Raw genomic sequence first — 18,803 nt, 5'->3', positions numbered from 1 at the left:
GCGCCGTCGCGCCGGCACCCACGCACGCTCGGCGGAGCCTTCTACATCGGGATCCTGCTGGCCATGGCGACCGCGATCGGCGTGGTCGCCTTCGGCGGTGACTGGCGCGTCGGCATCCGGATCCTCTCCGGTGCGCTCGGCGTGGCCGGCATCCTGCGCCTGGCGTTGCCCGAGCAGGAGGCCGGCATGCTCGCCGTACGGGGACGGCTGCTCGATGCGGCGCTGCTGATCGGCGTCAGCATCGCGCTGTTCCTGCTCGCCGCGAGCATCCCGGACCAGCCCGGCGTCTGAGGTCCACCCACCCGCCGACTTGCGGGCTGTGGCGGTCCCACTTGCGGGTTGTGGCGCCACAACCCGCACGTCGCGGCACCACAACCCCCAAGTCGCGGGGTGTCAGATCAGGCCGAGCTCGGTGACCGCCGCCTTCTCGTCGGCCAACTCGGCCACCGAGGCGTCGATCCTGCCTCGGGAGAAGTCGTGGATCTCGAGGCCCTGGACGATGCTCCAGTCGCCGCCCGAGGTGGTCACCGGGAACGAGGAGACCAGGCCCTCCGGTACGCCGTAGGAGCCGTCGGAGACCACGGCCATCGACACCCAGTCGCCCTCGGGCGTGCCGTGCAGCCAGTCGCGGGCCGCGTCGCAGGTGGCCGAGGCGGCCGAGGCCGCCGAGGAGGCGCCGCGGGCGTCGATGATCGCCGCGCCGCGCTTGGCGACGGTGGGGATGAAGGTGTTCTCGAGCCAGTCCTGGTCGCCGACGGCCTCGGCGGCGTTCCTGCCGGCCACCTCGGCGTGGAACAGGTCGGGGTACTGGGTGGCCGAGTGGTTGCCCCAGATCGTCATCTTCTTGATCTCGGTGACCGGGGCGCCGGTCTTGGCCGCGAGCTGGGAGATCGCCCGGTTGTGGTCCAGCCGGGTCAGCGCGGAGAACCGCGACTGCGGGATGTCGGGGGCGTTGCTCATCGCGATCAGCGCGTTGGTGTTGGCCGGGTTGCCGGTCACGCCGACGCGGACGTCGTCGGCGGCCACCGCGTTGAGCGCCTTGCCCTGCGCGGTGAAGATGGCGCCGTTGGCCGCGAGCAGGTCGCCGCGCTCCATGCCCGGCCCGCGCGGGCGCGCACCCACCAGCAGGGCGAGGTTGACCCCGTCGAAGATGGCGTTGGGATCGGCGCCGATCTCGATCCCGGACAGGAGCGGGAACGCGCAGTCGTCGAGCTCCATGACGACGCCCTCGAGGGCCTTCAGCGCGGGCTCGATCTCGAGCAGCCGCAGCTCGACCGGGCGGTCGCCGCCGAGCGCGCCGCTGGCGATGCGGAAGAGCAGGCTGTAGCCGATCTGACCGGCGGCGCCGGTGACGGCGACCTTGAGCGGGGTGGTGCTCACGTTCACTCTCCTCAGAGACGACATCGGGAAACCGCTGGCGACGCTAGCAGCGTCGCGGCTGGCGTGGGGGTGGACGACCACGGCTGAACGACGATGCGAGACGATGAGCGGGTGAGCGCTCCCCGTCTTCCCGCAGCGACGCGCGCGGCGGCGGCGCTCCTCCTGGCGCTCGCGCCCATGGTGGCCGGCTGCGGCGCGGAGGCGACCTCGAGCCCGCCGACCGGCGTGGACGAGCTGGTGATCCCCACGCCGGATCCCGCGGCGGAGGACTTCGTCGACGTCGTCGACAACCCGTGGTTCCCCCTCCCCGTCGGGGCGCGGTGGCGCTACGAGGACGGTCTCGGCGCCACCGGCACCGAGACGACCGTGGTGCGCGCGGTGGCCGGCCCCGAACGGGACGGCGTACGTCTGACCGACCGCGTCACGACCGTCACGGGCGCCACCCGCACCGGCCCCGGGGCCGCCGAGCCGATCGTCGAGCGGACCGTCGACCACTACGCGCAGGACCGCGCCGGCAATGTCTGGTGGTGGGGGAGGGACGAGGTGTGGTTCGACGCCCCGGGTCTGGCGATGCCCGCCTCCCCGCGCCGCGCGGACGGCTTCCGGATGGCGCTCGCTCCCGGCCTCGACGTCCGCGCCGAGGTGACCAGCACCGACGCGACGGTGCTCACCCCGCTGGCCGAGTACGAGCCCGCGGTGGTGCTGCAGGTGACCACCGGCGACGCCGGGTTCGCGGTCGAGTACTTCGCCGAGGGCGTCGGGCTGGTCCGCGACAACACGGCCGGCCTCGTCGCGTACGGCGAGCCCCGCTGATCCGCGCCGGCCCGGTGCCGCCCGGTGGCGCCCGGGTGTCCCCGCGGTGCGGGAGCGTCGGCTCAGTCCTGCGGGCGCACCACGGTCGGCTCGCCGTCGTCCGGGTCGGGCTGCCCGGCCGCGGGGTCGGCGGTCCCGGCGGATGCCTCGGGCGGCGCGGGCACCCACTGCTGGGCGTTCGGGTCCCACATCCAGCCGTCCTGGATGATCGGCTGCGCCTGGCCCTGGGCCTCGCTCTGCTGGTTCCACTGCTGCTCGAACTGGTTCGGCGCGCCGAGGCCGGGTACCCCGGCGCGACCGGCGCCGAAGCCGGAGCCCGGCACCGGCTCCGCGTGGCGGCCGAAGACCAGTGGGTAGAGGAGGCCGGCGATGGCGCCGCCCAGCAGCGGCGCGACGATGAACAGCCACAGGTCGACGATGGCGTCGGCGCCCGAGAAGAAGGCGACGCCGATGGACCGGGCCGGGTTGACCGAGGTCCCGGTGGCGTTGATCCCGACGAAGTGGATCGCGGCCAGCGACAGGCCGATGGCCAGCGGCGCGAACGCGACGGTGTCGTTGCGCTCGTCGGTGACCCCGAGGATCACCACCAGGAAGATGAAGGTGAGCAGCAGCTCGATCAGGAAGGCGCCGGCCCAGGCGACGTTGCCGTTGTCGCCGAAGCTGTTGCTGCCCAGCGGCTCCCCGAAGGACCAGCCGATGTCGCAGGCCGCGGTGGTGATCGCCAGCGCGAGGCCGCCGACCAGCGCGCCGACCACCTGGGCGGCGGCGTAGATCCCGGCCTCGGTCCAGGCGATCCGGCCGGCGATGGCGGCGCCCACCGAGACGGCCGGGTTGAAGTGGCCCCCGGAGACGCGTCCGAAGGTGTAGGCCATCATCACGATCGCGATGCCGAACGCGAAGCCGGTGGCGACCACGTCGGCTCCGGTGAGGACGGCGGCGCCGCAGCCGATGAAGACCAGCACGAAGGTGCCGACCGCCTCGGCGGCCACCTTCTGCGTCAGGCTGGGCGGGGCGATGGTCTCTTCCACGACTGCTTCGGTCATGTCCTCAGCTCTCCTCGGCTCGGCGCCTCGTTGGGGTGCTCGCCTCCTGGGCTGCTCAGCACTCTAGGACCTGCGCGGGTCCGTGTGAACGTGCGTGGGATCGCCGCGGGACCGGGCCGTCACTAGGGTGGGGGCCGGACGGAGCCGATCTGCTGAACAGCCATCAGATATCTTGACGTCAAGCAATCTCGTGAGATCCAGGAGCGACGCCGCAACATGTCCGACACGCCCAGCATCATCTACACCCACACCGACGAGGCGCCGCTGCTGGCGACGTACTCCTTCCTGCCGATCATCTCCGCCTACGCCGCCAAGGCGGGCGTGAACGTGGAGACCCGCGACATCTCCGTCGCCGCGCGGATCCTCGCGCAGTTCGGTCTCGCCGACGACGCGCTGACCGAGCTCGGCGAGCTGGCCAAGACCCCGGCCGCCAACATCGTCAAGCTGCCCAACATCTCCGCCTCGATCCCGCAGCTCAAGGCTGCGATCAAGGAGCTGCAGGCGCAGGGCTTCGACGTTCCGGACTACCCCGAGGCGCCGGCCACCGACGCCGAGAAGGAGATCCGCGCGAAGTACGACAAGGTCAAGGGCTCCGCGGTCAACCCCGTGCTGCGCGAGGGCAACTCCGACCGCCGCGCGCCGGGCTCGGTCAAGGGCTACGCCAAGACCCACCCGCACCGCAACAAGCCGTTCGCCGAGGGGTCGAAGACCAACGTCGCCACCATGGGCGAGCACGACTTCGCGAGCAACGAGAAGTCGGTGACCATCGCTGCGGACGACACCCTGAAGATCGTCCTGGAGACCGCCGCCGGCGAGACCGTCCTCAAGGACGGCCTGAAGGTGCTGGCCGGCGAGATCGTCGACGCCACCAAGATGGACGCCGCCGCCCTCAACGCCTTCCTCGCCGACGCGATCGCCCGCGCGAAGGACGAGGACGTGCTGTTCTCGGTGCACCTCAAGGCGACGATGATGAAGGTCTCCGACCCGATCATCTTCGGCCACGTCGTGAAGGTCTTCTTCGCCGACGTCTTCGCCCGGTACGGCGAGGAGCTGGCCGCCGCGGGCCTCTCGGCCAACGACGGCCTCGGCGCGATCCTCGCCGGTCTGGACCAGCTCGCCAACGGTGCCGAGATCAAGGCCGCCTTCGACGCCGCCCTGGCAGCGGGCCCGCGCCTGTCCTACGTCAACTCCGACAAGGGCATCACCAACCTGCACGTCCCCAGCGACGTGATCATCGACGCCTCGATGCCGGCCCTGGTCCGCAACGGCGGCCGCCTGTGGGGCGTCGACGGCGGCGAGGACGACACCCTCGCGGTGATCCCGGACTCCTCCTACGCCGGCGTCTACCAGGCCGTGATCGAGGACGTGAAGGCCAACGGCCCGCTCGACCCGGCCACCATCGGCACCGTGCCGAACGTCGGCCTGATGGCGCAGGCGGCCGAGGAGTACGGCTCCCACGACAAGACGTTCGAGATCGCCGAGGCCGGCACCGTCAAGGTGGTCGGCTCCGACGGCACCGTCCTGCTCGAGCACGACGTGCAGCCGGGCGACATCTGGCGCGCCTGCCAGACCAAGGACGTCCCGATCCGCGACTGGGTGAAGCTGGCCGTCTCCCGTGCCCGCGCCACCGGCGTGCCGGCGGTGTTCTGGCTCAACGAGGAGCGCGCCCACGACGCCGAGCTGATCAAGAAGGTCGCGGCCTACCTGCCCGAGCACGACACCGAGGGCCTCGAGATCAAGATCCTCGCCCCGGCGGAGGCGACCACCTTCTCGCTGGGCCGGATGCGCGACGGCGAGGACACCATCTCGGTGACCGGCAACGTGCTGCGCGACTACAACACCGACCTGTTCCCGATCCTGGAGCTGGGCACCTCGGCGAAGATGCTCTCGGTGGTCCCGCTGATCGCCGGCGGTGGCCTGTTCGAGACCGGTGCCGGTGGCTCTGCGCCCAAGCACGTGCAGCAGCTGGTCGAGGAGAACTACCTGCGCTGGGACAGCCTCGGCGAGTTCTTCGCGCTGGTGCCCTCCTTCGAGAAGTACGCCGAGCAGGCGGACGACCCGGCGGCCAAGGTGCTCGCCGACGCGCTCGACGCGGCGACCGAGACCTTCCTCAACGAGGACCGCTCCCCGGGTCGCAAGCTGGGCACGATCGACAACCGCGGCTCGCACTTCTACCTGGGCCTGTACTGGGCCCAGGAGCTGGCCAAGCAGACGGCGGACGCCGACCTGGCCGCCGCCTTCGCGCCGCTCGCCGCCACGCTCGCCGAGAACGAGGAGAAGATCGTCGCCGAGCTGCTCGCGGTCCAGGGGCAGCCCGCCGACATCGGTGGCTACTACCGCCCCGACGACGCGAAGGCCGCCGCGGTGATGCGCCCGAGCGCGACGCTGAACGCGGCGATCGACGGGTTCTGACCCCCGACCGTTCGCCGGACGGCCCCCGGAGCGAGAGATCGCTCCGGGGGTCGTCTTGTTTTCCGGATCCCTGCCCGACTGCGCGAGGATCGCCCGGACGATCTCCAGTCGTCCTGGGGCGGGCAATAATCAGAGGCGCGACCCCGGTCCGCCTCCGTAACTTGGATCCGATGACCACGCTTCTCGACCCCGTCGCGCCGCGCCAGGCGCCGGCCGCCCCCGACCCGTCCCGCCAGGTCGGCTGGCGCCGCCTGCGTGGGCCCGCGGCCGGCTTCGCCGTCGCCGCCGTCGCGGTGGGAGCGCTCGGGCAGGCGCTGGGCACGGTGGCGGCCGGGCAGGTGGCCGAGGGACCGACCGCGACGCTGGTGGGGCTGCTCGCGCTGTTCGTGGTGGGCTCTGCCGTCGTCGACACCGCCGGCCGGGTGGTCTGGGCCGGCGTCGTCGACAGGGCGGAGGGCCGCCTCCGCGGGGACCTGCTCAGCGCCGCGCTGCACCAGCCCCTGGCGCACCTGACCGAGCAGGCGGTCGGCGAGGTCCTCGACCGCGTCGACGACGACACCCACGAGGTCGGCACCCTGCTGCGCCAGCAGGTCTGGATGGCCATGCGCACCGCGTTCGCGGCGATCCCGATGTGGCTGGTCGCCGGCCTGGCCTGGTGGCCCGCGTTCGTGCTGTTCCCCGTCGTCGGCAGCGTCACCGTCTGGGTGATGCGACCCCGGCTCGCCGAGATCGCTCGCCTCAAGGTGATCGAGGAGGCCGCCTGGACCGACCACGCCGCGGCACTGGAGGAGGGCATCGCCGGCCGCGACGACCTGCGCACCAGCCGCGGCCAGGCCTTCGCCGTACAACGCCTGGCGCGGCTCTCCGCGGCGGTCCACGAGAAGTTCCTGCGGGTGCTGGGCGTCGAGGCCGGGCTGGCGGTCCGCGTGGGGCTGCTGCTGCACGGCCTCCTGGTCGCCATCGCGGTCGCCGGAGTGGCCCTGGTCAGCGGCGGGCTGCTCGACGTCGCCGGCCTGGTCACGCTCTTCCTGGCGACGACGATGTTCGTCGGTCAGATCAACAACCTGGCCCACCAGCTGCCCGACATCCAGGCCGGGCTCGGCGCGGTGGTGCGGCTGCGCGCGCTGCTCGCCTCCGAGCAGGAGCCGGACGGCGGCGCCGACGTCCCCGAGGGCGCCCTGGACCTGACGATCCGGGACCTCGACTTCTCCTACGCCGAGGGCGGCTTCGGTCTGCGCGGGGTGGACCTGAGGCTCGAGGCCGGCCACACCCTGGCCCTGGTCGGGCGCACCGGCTCCGGGAAGTCGACGCTGGCCTCGCTGCTCTCCCGCGCGGTCGAGCCGCCGCCGGGCACGATCTTCCTGGACGGGGTGGACATCACCACCCTCGACCTCCAGGCGCTGCGCAGCCGGGTCGGCGTCGTCACCCAGCGCACGGAGATCCTGGCCGGCACCCTGGCCGAGAACATCACGCTCTTCGCCGACACCCCGCGCACCGAGGTGGAGGCGGCCGTCGCCGAGCTCGGCCTGACCGAGTGGGTCGCCGGCATGCCCGACGGCCTGGACACCCTGCTCGGCCCCGGCGGCACGACGCTGTCGGCCGGCGAGGAGCAGCTGGTCGCCTTCGCCCGGCTGCTGGTGCGCCACGTGCAGCTGGTCGTGCTCGACGAGGCCACCGCGCGGATGGACCCGGTCACCGAGGGTCGCGTCGTGGCCGCCGCCGACCGGTTGATCCGTGGCCGCACCGGCGTGCTCGTGGCACACCGGCTGAGCACCATCGAGCGGGCCGAGGCGGTCGCCGTGCTCGAGCACGGGCGGGTGGTCCAGCACGGCCCGAGGAGCGTCCTGGCCGCGGAGGACGGGCCCTACCGCCGGCTGCTGCTGGCCAGCGGCCACGCCGGTCCCGGCGATGTGGTCGACGGCACGCCGATCGCCCCCGCGGCGCCGGTCGCGCCCGTCGTACCGGCGCAGGAGGCGGAGGACGCCGCGCCGGGCGGCGGCGTGGGTGCGCGCCGGCGGATCGGCACTCCGCCGCAGCGGCCCGAGGTGGGCTCGGGGCCCTCGCTGGCCCGCGGCATCTGGCACGCGCTCTGGATCCGCCCGTGGTGGGGTGCCTGGTCGATCCTGCTCTTCCTCGGCGGGTCGGTCCTGGCGCCGCTCGGCGTGATCACCGGCTTCCTGTGGGGCCTGGTCGTGCAGCGGCTCGCGGACGGCGAGTCGCCCCTGCTGCTGACGGCGCTGCTGGTCGTGGCGCTGCTCTCCGCGCCCCTGTTCCTGGCCGACGCCTTCCGGCGCTACCCGCGCTGGTGGATCGAGGTCATGCTCCGGGTGCGGATGACGGTCCTGCTCGGTCAGATCCGGACCCGCCGACTGCCGCGCACGCCCCCGGGCGAGGTGGTGGCCCGCACGATGGACGCCGACCGCTACGCCCGGTACGCCGACCGCTGGGTCGACTTCGTCAACGGCCTGCTCGTCGCCCTGATCACCATGCTCGTCGGCGGCACCTGGCTCGCCGGTGGGATCCTGCTCGCGGTGATGGCCGCGAGCGCCCTGGCGGCGACGCTGGGGCGGCCGGTCGCGGGTCGCTCGGCCGCGCGCTCCTCGGCGGCCCGCGCCTCGTTCGGGCGGGCCGTGGTCTCCGCGGTGGAGTCGGCGCGGACGGTGAAGCTGGCCGGCCGCACCCCCCAGGTGCGCGCCCACCTGCGCCGGGTCGACGACGGCCGGGTCCAGGCCGCCGTGTTCGAGCACCGGGTGCAGGCGCTGCTGGACGGCGTCCCGATCGTGATGGTCCAGGTCGGCGTCGTCGCCGCGTGGGCGTGCTACCTCGCCGAGGTCTGGGGCCTGGCCACCGCACTGCTGGTGGCGACCGCGGTCAGCGGCTTCGACTGGTTCGGTCGGGTCTCGGGCGCGGTGGTCACCGAGGCGCCCGGCACCCGGGCGTGGCAGCGCACGACGAGCCGGTTCGCCGGCGGCCGCGACCTGACCACGCTGCCCGAGGGCATCGACCTGGTCGCCGGCGAGGCGCCCGGGCCCGACCCGGTCCGCCGGGTCCGCCTGGACCGGCTGGAGCTCTCCGGGTTCTCGGCGGTCCACGACGACGGCACGATCGGCGTCGAGCGCGTCGACCTCGCGGTCGAGCGCGGTGAGCTGGTGCTGCTGGTGGGCCAGGTCGGCTCCGGCAAGTCGAGCCTGCTGGCCGCGCTGGCGGGGCTGATCGAGCACCGCGGCGCGCTGCGGTGGAACGGTGAGGAGGTGACCGACCCCGAGGTGTTCCTCAAGCCCGGCCAGGTCGGTCACGTCGCCCAGGTCCCGCGGGTGCTGTCGGGCTCGTTCTCCGACAACGTGCAGCTCGGCCACGACCGCGCGTTCGACCAGCCGGTCGCGGACGCCCGCCTCGGCGAGGACGTCGCCGAGGCTGGTGGCCCGAAGGCGCTGGTGGGGCACCGCGGCGTACGGCTCTCGGGCGGCCAGGTGCAGCGCCTGGCGCTGGCCCGGGCCCTGGCGGCCGACGCCGAGCTGCTGCTCGCCGACGACGTCTCCAGCGCTCTGGATGCGGCCACCGAGATCGAGCTGTGGACCGCGCTGCGGGCCCGTGACACCACGGTGATCGGCGCGACGTCCAAGCGTGCGGCGCTGGCGCAGGCCGACCGGGTGGTGGTGCTCGTCGACGGCGAGATCGCGGCGGTCGGGCCGTGGGTCGAGCTCGCCGAGCGGTGGGGGCACCTGGCCGGCTGACGCCGCCGAGCCGGGGGTTGGGCGCCGCCGAGCGGGGTCTTCCTGGCTCGGGGGTCACCGACTCACGGCTCGGGTGGTCAGGCGTAGAGCGCCATCAGGCTCTTGCCGGCGGTGGCGACGATCTCCTCCGGTGTCGCCTCCAGTGCGCCCTCCAGCCAGGCGGTGACCAGCTCGGCCATGCCGCCGATGAAGAGCAGGCCGGCGATCTCCTCCTCGTGGGGGCTGCGGTGGGGGAGGCCGAGCCGGTCGCGGGCGTCGACGGCGGAGCGGTGCGCGAAGTCGCGCAGCAGCTCGGTACGACGGGCCCGCAGCGCCGGCATCGCGCCGGCCTCGATCACCGCCACCCGCCCCTTGCGCGGGTCGTCGGTGAGGAACCGCACGAACGCCTCGAGGACGGCGGTGGCCTGGCTGACCGGCTCCGGTCCGGCGGCGTCCGCAGCCGCCTGGGTGACCTGCTCGATCTCGGCCGCGACCGCGTCGAGCACCGCGCGCAGCGCGTCGTCGAGGCCGCCGAAGCTCTCGTAGAAGTAGCGCTCGGTGAGGCCGGCCGCGCTGCACACCGCGGTCATCGTGGTGCGCTGCCGGGGGTCGGCCCAGACCTCGAGGGTCGCCTCCAGCAGTCGCGCCCGGCGCTCGGAGGCGCGCTCGGCCGCGCTCACTCCGCGGTAGACGCCCGACTGCACGGCCATGGGGCCACCCTCTCACGCCGCCGGGCGGGCCCGGCGGAGCCTGCGGGCGCCGCCGACAAAAGGTTGACAGGGTTCCCTTTCAGAATCATGCTCGGCCAGGAGGCATGTCACAACCACTGACGCCCGAGGAGGCGCGATGAGTCAGGTGACCACCGAGCGGCCCCGGCCGCGGCGAGGGGAGGCGCCCGCGGTGACGCGGCCGGTGCCCGCGCTGCAGGCCGACGACCGCGGGCTCCCGGTCTTCGGTCGGATCTTCGACTACGCCAAGGACCCCGTGGCCCTGATGCGCCACCAGTGGGAGACCTACGGCCCGGTCGCGCCGTTCAACGCCTTCACCACCGACGCCGTCATGCTGCTCGGGCCGGACGCCTGCGAGGAGGCGCTGACCAACCGTGACAAGGCCTTCGCCAACGGGCCGGCCTGGGGGCAGATCGTCGGGCCGTTCTTCACCCGCGGGCTGATGCTGATGGACTTCGAGGAGCACCACGGTCACCGCCGGATCATGCAGGAGGCGTTCACCCGGACCCGGCTGGAGTCCTACGCGGGGGCGATGCACCCGGCGATCGCGCGCGGCCTGGCCGAGTGGGGCAGCGACGCGGCCTTCCCGGCGTACCCGCGGATGAAGCAGCTCACCCTCGACATCGCTGCGGACATCTTCATGGGCGGGGCGGCGGACACCTCGCGGGCCGAGATGGAACGGGTCAACCGCGCGTTCATCGCCTGCGTCCAGGCGGCGGCCGGGATCGTCCGCGCCGACGTGCCGTTCACCCGCTGGGGCCGCGCGTTCCGCGGGCGGAAGGTGCTCGAGGAGTTCCTGCGCCACTACCTTCCGGCGAAGCGGGCCGAGCGGACCGACGACATCTTCTCCGTGCTGTGCCACATCGAGACCGAGGACGGCGAGCGGTTCAGCGACGAGGACGTCGTCAACCACATGATCTTCCTGATGATGGCCGCCCACGACACCTCCACCATCACCGCGACGACGATGCTGCAGTACCTCGGCCAGCACCCGGCCTGGCAGGAGCGTTGCCGCGAGGAGTCGCTGGCGCTCGGGGCCGAGCCGACGCTCGCCGAGCTCGAGGGCCTGGGGAGCCTGGACCTGGTGATGCGCGAGGCGCTGCGGTTGCGCGCGCCGGTGCCGATGCTGTCGCGGCACACGGTCAAGGACACCGTCGTGCAGGGAGTCGAGATCCCCGCAGGGACCGACGCGATGGTCTGCGTGCAGTGGTCGCACCTGATGGAGGAGTACTGGACCAACCCGTTCGTCTTCGACCCCGAGCGGTTCGCGTCCGACCGGCGCGAGGACAAGTCGCACCGCTACGCCTGGGAGCCGTTCGGCGGCGGCGTGCACAAGTGCATCGGCCTCTACTTCGCCGGGATGGAGATCAAGGCGATCCTGCACCGGCTGCTGCGCGAGTACCGATGGAGCGTCCCGCCCGGCTACGTCGTGCCGCTCGACAACCACTCGCTGCCGTTCCCCAAGGACGGCCAGCCGCTGAACCTGGTCCGGACCGGCGGCGGCATGGGGACCGGGGGTGCGCGATGACGCTCGCCGAGCCCACGACCACGCCCGCGACCGGGCCCGGCGAGAGCACGGTGCGGCCCGACTGGGTCACCGACGCGCGCCTGGCCTCGCTCACCCGGTGGGTGGCGGTGCCCGCCTCCGGCGGCGACGGCACGCTCGCCGCCACCGCGCCGTACGACGGTCGGCCGACCGCGTCGGTGCCGGCCGGCGTACCGGAGGACGTGGCCGCCGCGGTCGACCTGGCCCGCGCCGCGCAGCCCGCCTGGGCGGAGCTGAGCTTCGAGGATCGTGCCGCCGTGGTGCTGCGCTTCCACGACCTGCTCGTGGAGCGCCAGGACGAGGTGATGGACCTGATCCAGTGGGAGATGGGCAAGGCCCGCTTCCACGCCTGGCAGGAGGTGCTCCAGGTCGCCAACCTGGCCCGCCACTACGCCCGCCGCGGGGCGTCGTACCTGGCCGACCGCAAGGTGCGTGGCGCGATGCCGGGCCTGACCTCGGCGCGTGAGGTGCGGGTGCCCCAGGGCGTGGTCGGGATCATCTCGCCGTGGAACTACCCGCTCTACCTCGGCGTCGGCGACACCATCCCGGCGCTGCTGGCCGGCAACGCGGTGCTCGGCAAGGCCGACCCGCAGACCCCGCTCACCCTGCTGTGGACCCGGGCGCTGATGGCCGAGGCCGGGCTGCCCGAGCATGTGTGGCAGGTGGTCGCCGGGCCCGGCGCTGCGATCGGCGAGGCGGTCGTCGACCACGTCGACTACGTCGCCTTCACCGGCTCGACCGCCACCGGGCGGACGGTGGCGGAGCGGGCCGCGCGGAGGCTGATCGGGGCCTCGCTGGAGCTGGGTGGCAAGAACCCGCTGATCGTGCGCGCGGACGCCGACCTGGATCTGGCCGCCCGCGGGACCGTCGCGGCGGCCTTCGCCAACACCGGTCAGATGTGCATCCACATCGAGCGGGTGATCGTCGACGGCTCGGTCTACGAGGAGTTCCGCGAGCGGTTGCTGGCGCTGACCAGCGGGCAGAAGGTCGGGCAGACGTTCGACTTCGGCTGCGACGTCGGGTCGCTCGCCTCGGCGGCGCAGCTGGAGAAGGTCGAGGCGCACGTCGCGGACGCGGTGGCGAAGGGCGCGACGGTGCTGGCCGGCGGGCGCGCGCGGCCCGACCTCGGCCCCTGCTGCTACGCGCCGACCGTGCTCGAGGGGGTCACCGAGGAGATGGACGTGTGCCTGGGGGAGACGTTCGGGCCGGTGCTCGCGCTCTACCGTGCCGAGGGGGACGAGGAGGCGCTGGCCATCGCCAACCAGGGCTCTGCCGGTCTCTCGGCATCGGTGTTCAGCCGCGACGTCGGGGCCGCGGATGCGCTGGCCCGCCGGATCCGCGCGGGGTCGGTCAACATCAACGACGGCGCCGCGCTGGCCGCCGGCTCGATCGAGGCCGGCATGGGCGGCCGGGGCGACAGCGGTCTGGGCCGCCGTCACGGCGCCGAGGGGATCCGCAAGTACACCGAGTCGCAGACCATCGCCGCGTCCCGGATCGGGCCGGTCGGGCCGCCGCCCGGGATGGCGCTGGAGAGGTTCGTGGCGATGGGCAACGGGCAGCTGCGGCTGCTGCGGAGGCTCCGGGTGCGCTGACGCGACGGTCAGGACGCCGGCAGCCCCGCGAGCAGCTGCTCGCGCGCGGCCAGCCAGTGCCGGCGCACGGCGCGCTCGCTGGCGACCGCACGCATCATCCGCAGCCCCCGGATGGTGGCGATCGTGGTGGCCATCGCGGCGCCGAACTCGGGTCGGTCGACCAGGTGCGGGGCGGCCTGGCGGGCGCCGTCGCCCAGCGTGGTCATCACCGCCCGCTCGAAGCGGGTCAGGTGACGGCGCAGGTCCTCGTCGGTGCGCGCGGCGGCGAGCAGCTCCAGCTGGGCGAGGGAGACGGGGCCGCTGAAGATCTCCCAGAGCCGGTCGATCAGCGCCGCGTACTGCGCCCGCGGCCCGCCGGCGCCCCCGTCGGGGCTCGCCAGCGGCTTGGCGGCGAGGTCGGCGACGAGCCGGTCGGTGAGGTGGCTGAGCGCCTCGACCACCAGCTCGGCCTTGGTCGCGAAGTAGTGCGCCTGCGCGCCCCGGGTGACCCCGGCGCGCTCGCAGACCGCGACGGTGGTGAGGCCGGCGTACCCGTGCTCGACGAGGACGTCGATGGTGGCGTCCAGCAGCGCGCCGCGGGTGGTCGCGCGGCGCTCGGCCTGCGTCCGCCGCGCCCGTCGCGGCGGGGCGGCCGGGTCCGGATCCGGGGCGCTCATGTCGGCCCATCCAACCCGCCCGGGGGCGACATTTCCATGCTTGAGTGCCGAAAAGTTTCGTGCCACCCTGAGGTCGCCGATGTGGCGTGGCTCACAGACGGTCCGCTCCCATGCATGCGAGGAAGGACGAGGATGGATTTCGACGACACCCCCGACGAGGCGGCCTGGCGGGCCGAGGTCCGCGCCTTCCTCGCCGAGAACAAGGCCGAGCTCGGCGACCGGGCCGAGGAGGGGCGGGCGTTCGACAACGTCCTCTCCCGCCAGCGCCAGGCGCTCCTGTACGACGCCGGGTACGTCGGCGTCACCTGGCCGGTCGAGGCGGGTGGTCGGGGCGGCACCCCGATGCAGCAGGCCATCATCGACCAGGAGGTGGCCCGCGCCGGCATCCCGCCGCTGATCAACATGATCGGGATCGGCATGTGCGGACCGACCGTGATCGGCCACGGCAGCCAGGACCAGAAGGACCGCTACCTGCGCCGGCTGCTGCGCGGCGAGGACGTCTGGTGCCAGCTGTTCAGCGAGCCCGCCTCGGGCAGCGACCTGGCCGCGCTGCGCACCCGTGCCGTGCAGGACGAGCAGGGTGACTGGCACGTCACCGGCCAGAAGGTCTGGACCACCCTGGCCCACCTCTCCGACTACGGGATCCTGCTCACCCGCACCGACCCCGACGTGGCCAAGCACCGCGGGCTCACCATGTTCGTGGTCGACATGAAGGCCCCGGGGGTGACCGCCCGCCCGCTGCGGCAGATGACCGGCGGCGCCGAGTTCAACGAGGTCTTCTTCGACGACGTCGTGATCCCCGACTCCGAGCGCCTCGGAGACGTCGGCGACGGCTGGCGCGTCGCGCTGACCACCCTGATGAGCGAGCGGCTCACCCTCGGCGGCGGTGGCAGCGACATCGGCGCCAACGTGGAGCGGGTGGCCGAGCACGTCGCCGCCCGGATCGGCGACCTGCCCGAGGGGCGGCAGGCGCTGGTCCGCCAGGACTTCGCCCGTTCCTACGTCGCCACGCTGGGAGCCCGCTACACGGGCTACCGGCTGCTCACCGCGCTCTCCCGGGGCGCGTTCCCCGGCCCCGAGGCCTCGGCCGGCAAGCTCGCCGGCACCCGGGCCGCTCGCGAGCTGGCCGACCTCGCGGTGCGGCTGCTCGGCGACGACGCCGTCTACGCCGCCGACGCCGAGGGCAACGCCGGCTGGCAGCTGCTGCAGGCCGGGCTCCCGGGCATCGCCATCGCCGGCGGGACCAACGAGGTGCTGCGCAACATCATCGGCGAGCGGGTGCTCGGGCTGCCGCCCGAGCCGCGGGCCGACAAGGACAAGACGTTCCGAGAGCTCGCGGCAGCGGGCGCCTGAGGGGGGCAGCGATGTACTTCGACCTGAGTGACGAGCAGCGCGACCTCGCCGCGGCCGCCCGCGACTTCCTGACCGGCTCCGCCTCGCCCGCGGCGGCGCGCGCGGCGCTGGACGAGCCGGGCGCCGCGATCCCGCCCGGACGCACCGAGCTGGTCAAGAGCGGATTCGCCGCGATCACCGTGCCCGAGTCGGCCGGCGGCGGGGGCGGCTCCGTGCTGGACCTGGCCGTGGTCGCGGAGCAGGCCGGTCGGGTGCTGGCCGGACCCTCGCTGGTCACGTTCGCCCGCGCGGCCGTGCTGCTCGACGGCGACGCCGACCGGCTGGCCGCGCTGGCCGACGGCAGCCTCGCGGTCGCGGTCAGCGACGGCGGCCCGGTACTCGATGCGGCGGGCGCCGACGTCTTCTTCTCCCGGCGCGGCGACGACGTCGTGCTCGGCCGCGGCAGCGTCACCGAGCGCGCGCCGATCGACCCGACCCGCGGCCTCGGTGACGTCGTACTGGAGGAGGGGGAGGTGGTCGCAGCCGCAGCCGACGGGGCGGCCGACCGCTGGACCCGTGCGGAGCGGGTCGGCCGGGTGATCCTCGCCGCCGAGGGCCTGGGCGCCGCCTCGAGGGCGCTGGAGATCGGCGTCGCCTACGCCAAGGAGCGGCACGCGTTCGGCCGCCCGATCGGCTCGTACCAGGCGGTCAAGCACGCGCTGGTCGACGCCTACGTCGAGGTCGAGCAGCTGCGCTCGCTGGTCTGGTGGGCGGCCTGGTCCGCCGACGAGTCCCCGGCCGAGCTGCCGCTGGCCTCGGCCGCGGCCAAGGCCGCTGCGGCCGCCACGCTGGAGCTGGCCGCGGAGACCCTGATCCAGGTGCACGGCGGGATCGGCTTCACCTGGGAGCACGACGCGCACCTGTACTGGAGGCGGGCCAAGGTGGACCGGTTCCTGCTCGGCGACGACGTCGCCGCGCTCGACGAGGTGGCCCGGATCGCGATCGCGGCCGCGGCCGGGACGGAGGTGGACCGATGAGCAGCACGGAGGTGGCAGCGATGGAGGTCGGCAAGCACAACCTGGCGCGGCTCGCGGAGGAGCACTACGAGCGGGTCGGCGATTTCGACATGCTGTGGTTCGAGGGCGCCTGGCACACCACGGGCGAGATCCACGGCCGGGCGGCACGGGTCGCCGGCGGCCTGCGCCGGATGGGGATCGAGCCCGGTGACCGGGTGGTGGTGCTGATGATGAACACCCCCGAGGTCTTCGTCAGCTACCAGGCGATCTGGCGCGCCGGCGCCGTGGTGACCCCGGTGATCTTCCTGCAGACCGAGCCCGAGCTGCACCACATCCTGGAGAACTCCGGGGCCAAGGCGGTGATCGTCAGCGACCTGCTGGTGCCGCTGGCCGCGGGGGCGGCCCAGGGGCTGGACCTCCAGCTGCTGGTCGTCGGCGACGTGCCCGAGGGTGTCGAGAACGCCATTCCGTACGCCGACCTGGAGACCGCCGACCCGCTCCCGATCGAGCCGCGCGCCGACCAGGACCTGGCCGCGCTGCTCTACACCGGCGGCACCACCGGGCGGGCCAAGGGCGTGATGCTCAGCCACCACGGCCTGTGGGAGTCCGGCCGCGGTGTCGAGGCCATCGCGCGATCGATCGACGCCACCCGGACGCTGCTGCCGCTGCCGCTCTCGCACGCCTTCGGGCTGATCGTGACGATCGCCGGGCTGCACAGCGACCGGCGGATCGCCTCCTTCATGCAGCGCTGGTTCGACGCCCGGAACTGGCTGGAGCTGGTGCAGGAGTTCAAGATCGAGTCCAGCTCGGTGGTGCCCTCGATGCTGCAGATGATCCTCGAGCTGCCCTACGCCGACTACGACCTCAGCTCGCTCACCTCGTGCGGCTCCGGTGCGGCCCCGCTGCTGCCGGCGGTCCGCGAGGAGGCCGAGCGGGGCCTGGGGATCGTCCTGCTGGAGGGCTACGGGTGCACCGAGTCCAGCGCCGTCATCTCGACGCCGCCGTCGGTCGAGGAGAACCGCCCGGGCAGCGTCGGCAAGCCGCTGCCGCAGCACGAGGTCGCGATCCTCGACCCGCTCGGCAACCCGGTCCCGGCCGGTGAGGAGGGCGAGATCTGCGTCCGCGGCGACGGGATCATGCTCGGCTACTGGAACGACCCCGAGCAGACGGACCGCACGGTGGTCGACGGCTGGCTGCACACCGGCGACGTCGGTCGGTTCGACGAGGACGGCTACCTCTACGTGGTGGACCGGCTCAAGGACCTGATCATCCGCGGTGGCTTCAACGTCTTCCCTCGCGACGTGGAGGACGCGCTGCTGGAGCACGACGCGGTCGCGTCGGCTGCGGTCGTCGGCGTGCCCGACGAGGCCAAGGGCGAGGAGGTGGTCGCCGTGGTCGCGCTGCACCCCGGCCACACCGCGGACCCGGAGGAGCTGGTCGAGTTCGCGAAGGCGCGGCTGGCGAAGTACAAGTACCCGCGCGAGGTGCGGATCGTCGACGCGGTGCCGCTGACCAGCGTCGGCAAGACCGACCGGAAGGCGGTGCGCTCGCTGGTGCGCGGCTGAGGAGGGCCCGCGACGGCTCAGGAGGTGTACCGGACGAACCCCTCCTGGGCCGCGCTCGCGACCAGCGTCCCGTCGGCCAGGTGCACCTGCGCCCGGGTCAGGCTCCGGCCGTCGGCGGCCCAGGGCGAGTCCATCCGCCACAGCATCCACTGGTTCGCGTCGACCGGCCGGTGGAACCACAGTGCGTGGTCGAGGGTGGCGGGCGAGACACTGGCGTCGTACGCGCTGCGGGCATGGGGCCGCAGCGCGGTGTGCAGGATCCGCATGTCGCTGGCGTAGGTGAGCACCGCCGCGTGCAGCACCGGGTCCGCGGGCACCGGCGACCCGGGGCGCTTCCAGACCAGGGTCGGCTCCTCCGGGGGCACGGGCGTCGAGAACCAACCGGGGCCGAGGCCGACGGTGCGCAGCTCGAACGCGTCGAGCGAGGTCCCGTACGACGCGAACGCCTCGCGCCCCGGCAGCAGCTCGGTCAGCGCGTGGTGGTCGGGCGGCAGCGTCTGCGGCGCGGGTGCCTGGGGGCCGGCGACCTGGTGCCGACCGCCCGCCTGCGGGGTGGCGAAGGAGCAGGTCATCTCCATGATCACCCGGTCGTCCTGGACGGCGCTGACCCGGCGGTGGCTGATCGAGCGGCCGTCGCGGAGGCGGGTCACCTCCATCCGCAGCGGCCGGGTGGCGTCGCCGGCGCGCAGGAAGTACGCGTGCAGCGAGTGCGGTGCCCGGACCCCGCTCGATCCTTCGACCGTGCGGGCCGCGGCGACCAGCGCCTGCGCCGCGACCAGGCCGCCGAAGACGTGACCGGTGTGCACGCTGGTGCGGGCGTGCTCGGCGGCGAACACGTCGGGCCGGTCATCGGGGGCCGGTGCGAGGTCGAGCAAGGTGAGCAGCTCGGCCATCGGGGTGGTCCAGGCGGGCTCGTCAGCCGGCTCGATGGTCGGATCGGCGGGATCTGCGGAGGTCACGCCGGCCAACCTAGTGACCCGGCCGCCGGATCCGTGGCACCCGTCGTA

At 73.6% G+C, this 18,803-nt stretch carries 14 protein-coding genes; 9 read left to right on the top strand and 5 right to left on the bottom strand.

Translation table 11 applies throughout. The features are described 5' to 3' along the window. Window positions 1–63 precede the first annotated feature (63 nt). The gene (locus E8D34_RS11275; protein WP_136594728.1) at window positions 64–291 is read left to right on the top strand and encodes a DUF3017 domain-containing protein; all 228 of its coding nucleotides are present in this window, start codon (window positions 64–66) and stop codon (window positions 289–291) included. Between the two features lie 102 nt (window positions 292–393). Here the strand turns inward: E8D34_RS11275 and E8D34_RS11270 are convergent, their stop codons facing one another. Further along, entirely contained in the window at window positions 394–1,380 is a 987-nt protein-coding gene (locus E8D34_RS11270; protein ID WP_136594727.1) for a malate dehydrogenase, read from the bottom strand. Between the two features lie 111 nt (window positions 1,381–1,491). Here E8D34_RS11270 and E8D34_RS11265 point away from each other — a divergent pair, with 111 nt between their 5' ends. Beyond that, the gene (locus tag E8D34_RS11265) at window positions 1,492–2,193 is read left to right on the top strand and encodes a hypothetical protein (RefSeq protein ID WP_136594726.1); all 702 of its coding nucleotides are present in this window, start codon (window positions 1,492–1,494) and stop codon (window positions 2,191–2,193) included. Window positions 2,194–2,255: 62 nt separating this feature from the next. Here the strand turns inward: E8D34_RS11265 and E8D34_RS11260 are convergent, their stop codons facing one another. Next, entirely contained in the window at window positions 2,256–3,236 is a 981-nt protein-coding gene (locus E8D34_RS11260; protein WP_136594725.1) for an aquaporin, read from the bottom strand. Between the two features lie 216 nt (window positions 3,237–3,452). Between E8D34_RS11260 and E8D34_RS11255 the strand changes: the two genes are divergently transcribed. Then, the gene (locus tag E8D34_RS11255) at window positions 3,453–5,648 is read left to right on the top strand and encodes an NADP-dependent isocitrate dehydrogenase (RefSeq protein ID WP_136594724.1); all 2,196 of its coding nucleotides are present in this window, start codon (window positions 3,453–3,455) and stop codon (window positions 5,646–5,648) included. 170 nt (window positions 5,649–5,818) lie between these two features. Then, entirely contained in the window at window positions 5,819–9,382 is a 3,564-nt protein-coding gene (locus E8D34_RS11250) for an ABC transporter ATP-binding protein (RefSeq protein WP_136594723.1), read from the top strand. Between the two features lie 77 nt (window positions 9,383–9,459). On the opposite strand, the gene E8D34_RS11245 is transcribed toward E8D34_RS11250, so the two are convergent. After that, a complete protein-coding gene (locus tag E8D34_RS11245; RefSeq protein WP_136594722.1) occupies window positions 9,460–10,071 on the bottom strand; it encodes a TetR/AcrR family transcriptional regulator in 612 nt (203 codons plus the stop codon). Window positions 10,072–10,207: 136 nt separating this feature from the next. Between E8D34_RS11245 and E8D34_RS11240 the strand changes: the two genes are divergently transcribed. Together E8D34_RS11240 and E8D34_RS11235 are read left to right on the top strand one after the other, a co-directional pair. Next, entirely contained in the window at window positions 10,208–11,617 is a 1,410-nt protein-coding gene (locus tag E8D34_RS11240; protein WP_136594721.1) for a cytochrome P450, read from the top strand. Continuing rightward, entirely contained in the window at window positions 11,614–13,227 is a 1,614-nt protein-coding gene (locus tag E8D34_RS11235) for a succinic semialdehyde dehydrogenase (RefSeq protein WP_136594720.1), read from the top strand. The genes E8D34_RS11240 and E8D34_RS11235 overlap by 4 nt, the downstream gene beginning before the upstream one ends. Before the next feature lie 8 nt (window positions 13,228–13,235). Here E8D34_RS11235 and E8D34_RS11230 read toward each other — a convergent pair whose 3' ends face one another. After that, window positions 13,236–13,883 (bottom strand): TetR/AcrR family transcriptional regulator, encoded by a 648-nt coding sequence (locus E8D34_RS11230; protein ID WP_136594719.1) that lies wholly within the window; start codon window positions 13,881–13,883, stop codon window positions 13,236–13,238. Between the two features lie 132 nt (window positions 13,884–14,015). Between E8D34_RS11230 and E8D34_RS11225 the strand changes: the two genes are divergently transcribed. From E8D34_RS11225 to E8D34_RS11215, 3 genes are read left to right on the top strand one after another with little or no spacing between them, the layout of a single operon-like run. Next, window positions 14,016–15,236: an acyl-CoA dehydrogenase family protein gene (locus tag E8D34_RS11225; RefSeq protein WP_136594718.1), complete on the top strand. Its 1,221-nt coding sequence runs from the start codon at window positions 14,016–14,018 to the stop codon at window positions 15,234–15,236. A gap of 11 nt (window positions 15,237–15,247) precedes the next feature. Beyond that, window positions 15,248–16,252 carry an acyl-CoA dehydrogenase family protein gene (locus tag E8D34_RS11220; protein ID WP_136594717.1) on the top strand — a complete coding sequence of 335 codons (1,005 nt, stop codon included), beginning with the start codon at window positions 15,248–15,250 and terminating at the stop codon, window positions 16,250–16,252. Beyond that, window positions 16,249–17,796: an AMP-binding protein gene (locus E8D34_RS11215; RefSeq protein WP_240771295.1), complete on the top strand. Its 1,548-nt coding sequence runs from the start codon at window positions 16,249–16,251 to the stop codon at window positions 17,794–17,796. Before E8D34_RS11220 ends, E8D34_RS11215 begins: the two co-directional genes overlap by 4 nt. Before the next feature lie 17 nt (window positions 17,797–17,813). Here E8D34_RS11215 and E8D34_RS11210 read toward each other — a convergent pair whose 3' ends face one another. Continuing rightward, a complete protein-coding gene (locus E8D34_RS11210) occupies window positions 17,814–18,755 on the bottom strand; it encodes an acyl-CoA thioesterase domain-containing protein (RefSeq protein ID WP_136594716.1) in 942 nt (313 codons plus the stop codon). Between the last annotated feature and the right edge of the window lie 48 nt (window positions 18,756–18,803).

Source organism: Nocardioides sp. GY 10113 (assembly GCF_004919105.1).
Lineage (GTDB): Bacteria > Actinomycetota > Actinomycetes > Propionibacteriales > Nocardioidaceae > Nocardioides.
This window is presented reverse-complemented; position numbering and strand designations above follow the sequence as displayed.

What these genes read in the sequence shown, in the direction of transcription:
- E8D34_RS11275 (WP_136594728.1), top strand. Translation starts at nt 64, where the DNA reads ATGGCGACCGCGATCGGCGTGGTCGCCTTCGGCGGTGACTGGCGCGTC.
- E8D34_RS11260 (WP_136594725.1), bottom strand. Translation starts at nt 3,236, where the DNA reads ATGACCGAAGCAGTCGTGGAAGAGACCATCGCCCCGCCCAGCCTGACG.
- E8D34_RS11255 (WP_136594724.1), top strand. Translation starts at nt 3,453, where the DNA reads ATGTCCGACACGCCCAGCATCATCTACACCCACACCGACGAGGCGCCG.
- E8D34_RS11250 (WP_136594723.1), top strand. Translation starts at nt 5,819, where the DNA reads ATGACCACGCTTCTCGACCCCGTCGCGCCGCGCCAGGCGCCGGCCGCC.
- E8D34_RS11245 (WP_136594722.1), bottom strand. Translation starts at nt 10,071, where the DNA reads ATGGCCGTGCAGTCGGGCGTCTACCGCGGAGTGAGCGCGGCCGAGCGC.
- E8D34_RS11240 (WP_136594721.1), top strand. Translation starts at nt 10,208, where the DNA reads ATGAGTCAGGTGACCACCGAGCGGCCCCGGCCGCGGCGAGGGGAGGCG.
- E8D34_RS11235 (WP_136594720.1), top strand. Translation starts at nt 11,614, where the DNA reads ATGACGCTCGCCGAGCCCACGACCACGCCCGCGACCGGGCCCGGCGAG.
- E8D34_RS11230 (WP_136594719.1), bottom strand. Translation starts at nt 13,883, where the DNA reads ATGAGCGCCCCGGATCCGGACCCGGCCGCCCCGCCGCGACGGGCGCGG.
- E8D34_RS11225 (WP_136594718.1), top strand. Translation starts at nt 14,016, where the DNA reads ATGGATTTCGACGACACCCCCGACGAGGCGGCCTGGCGGGCCGAGGTC.
- E8D34_RS11220 (WP_136594717.1), top strand. Translation starts at nt 15,248, where the DNA reads ATGTACTTCGACCTGAGTGACGAGCAGCGCGACCTCGCCGCGGCCGCC.
- E8D34_RS11215 (WP_240771295.1), top strand. Translation starts at nt 16,249, where the DNA reads ATGAGCAGCACGGAGGTGGCAGCGATGGAGGTCGGCAAGCACAACCTG.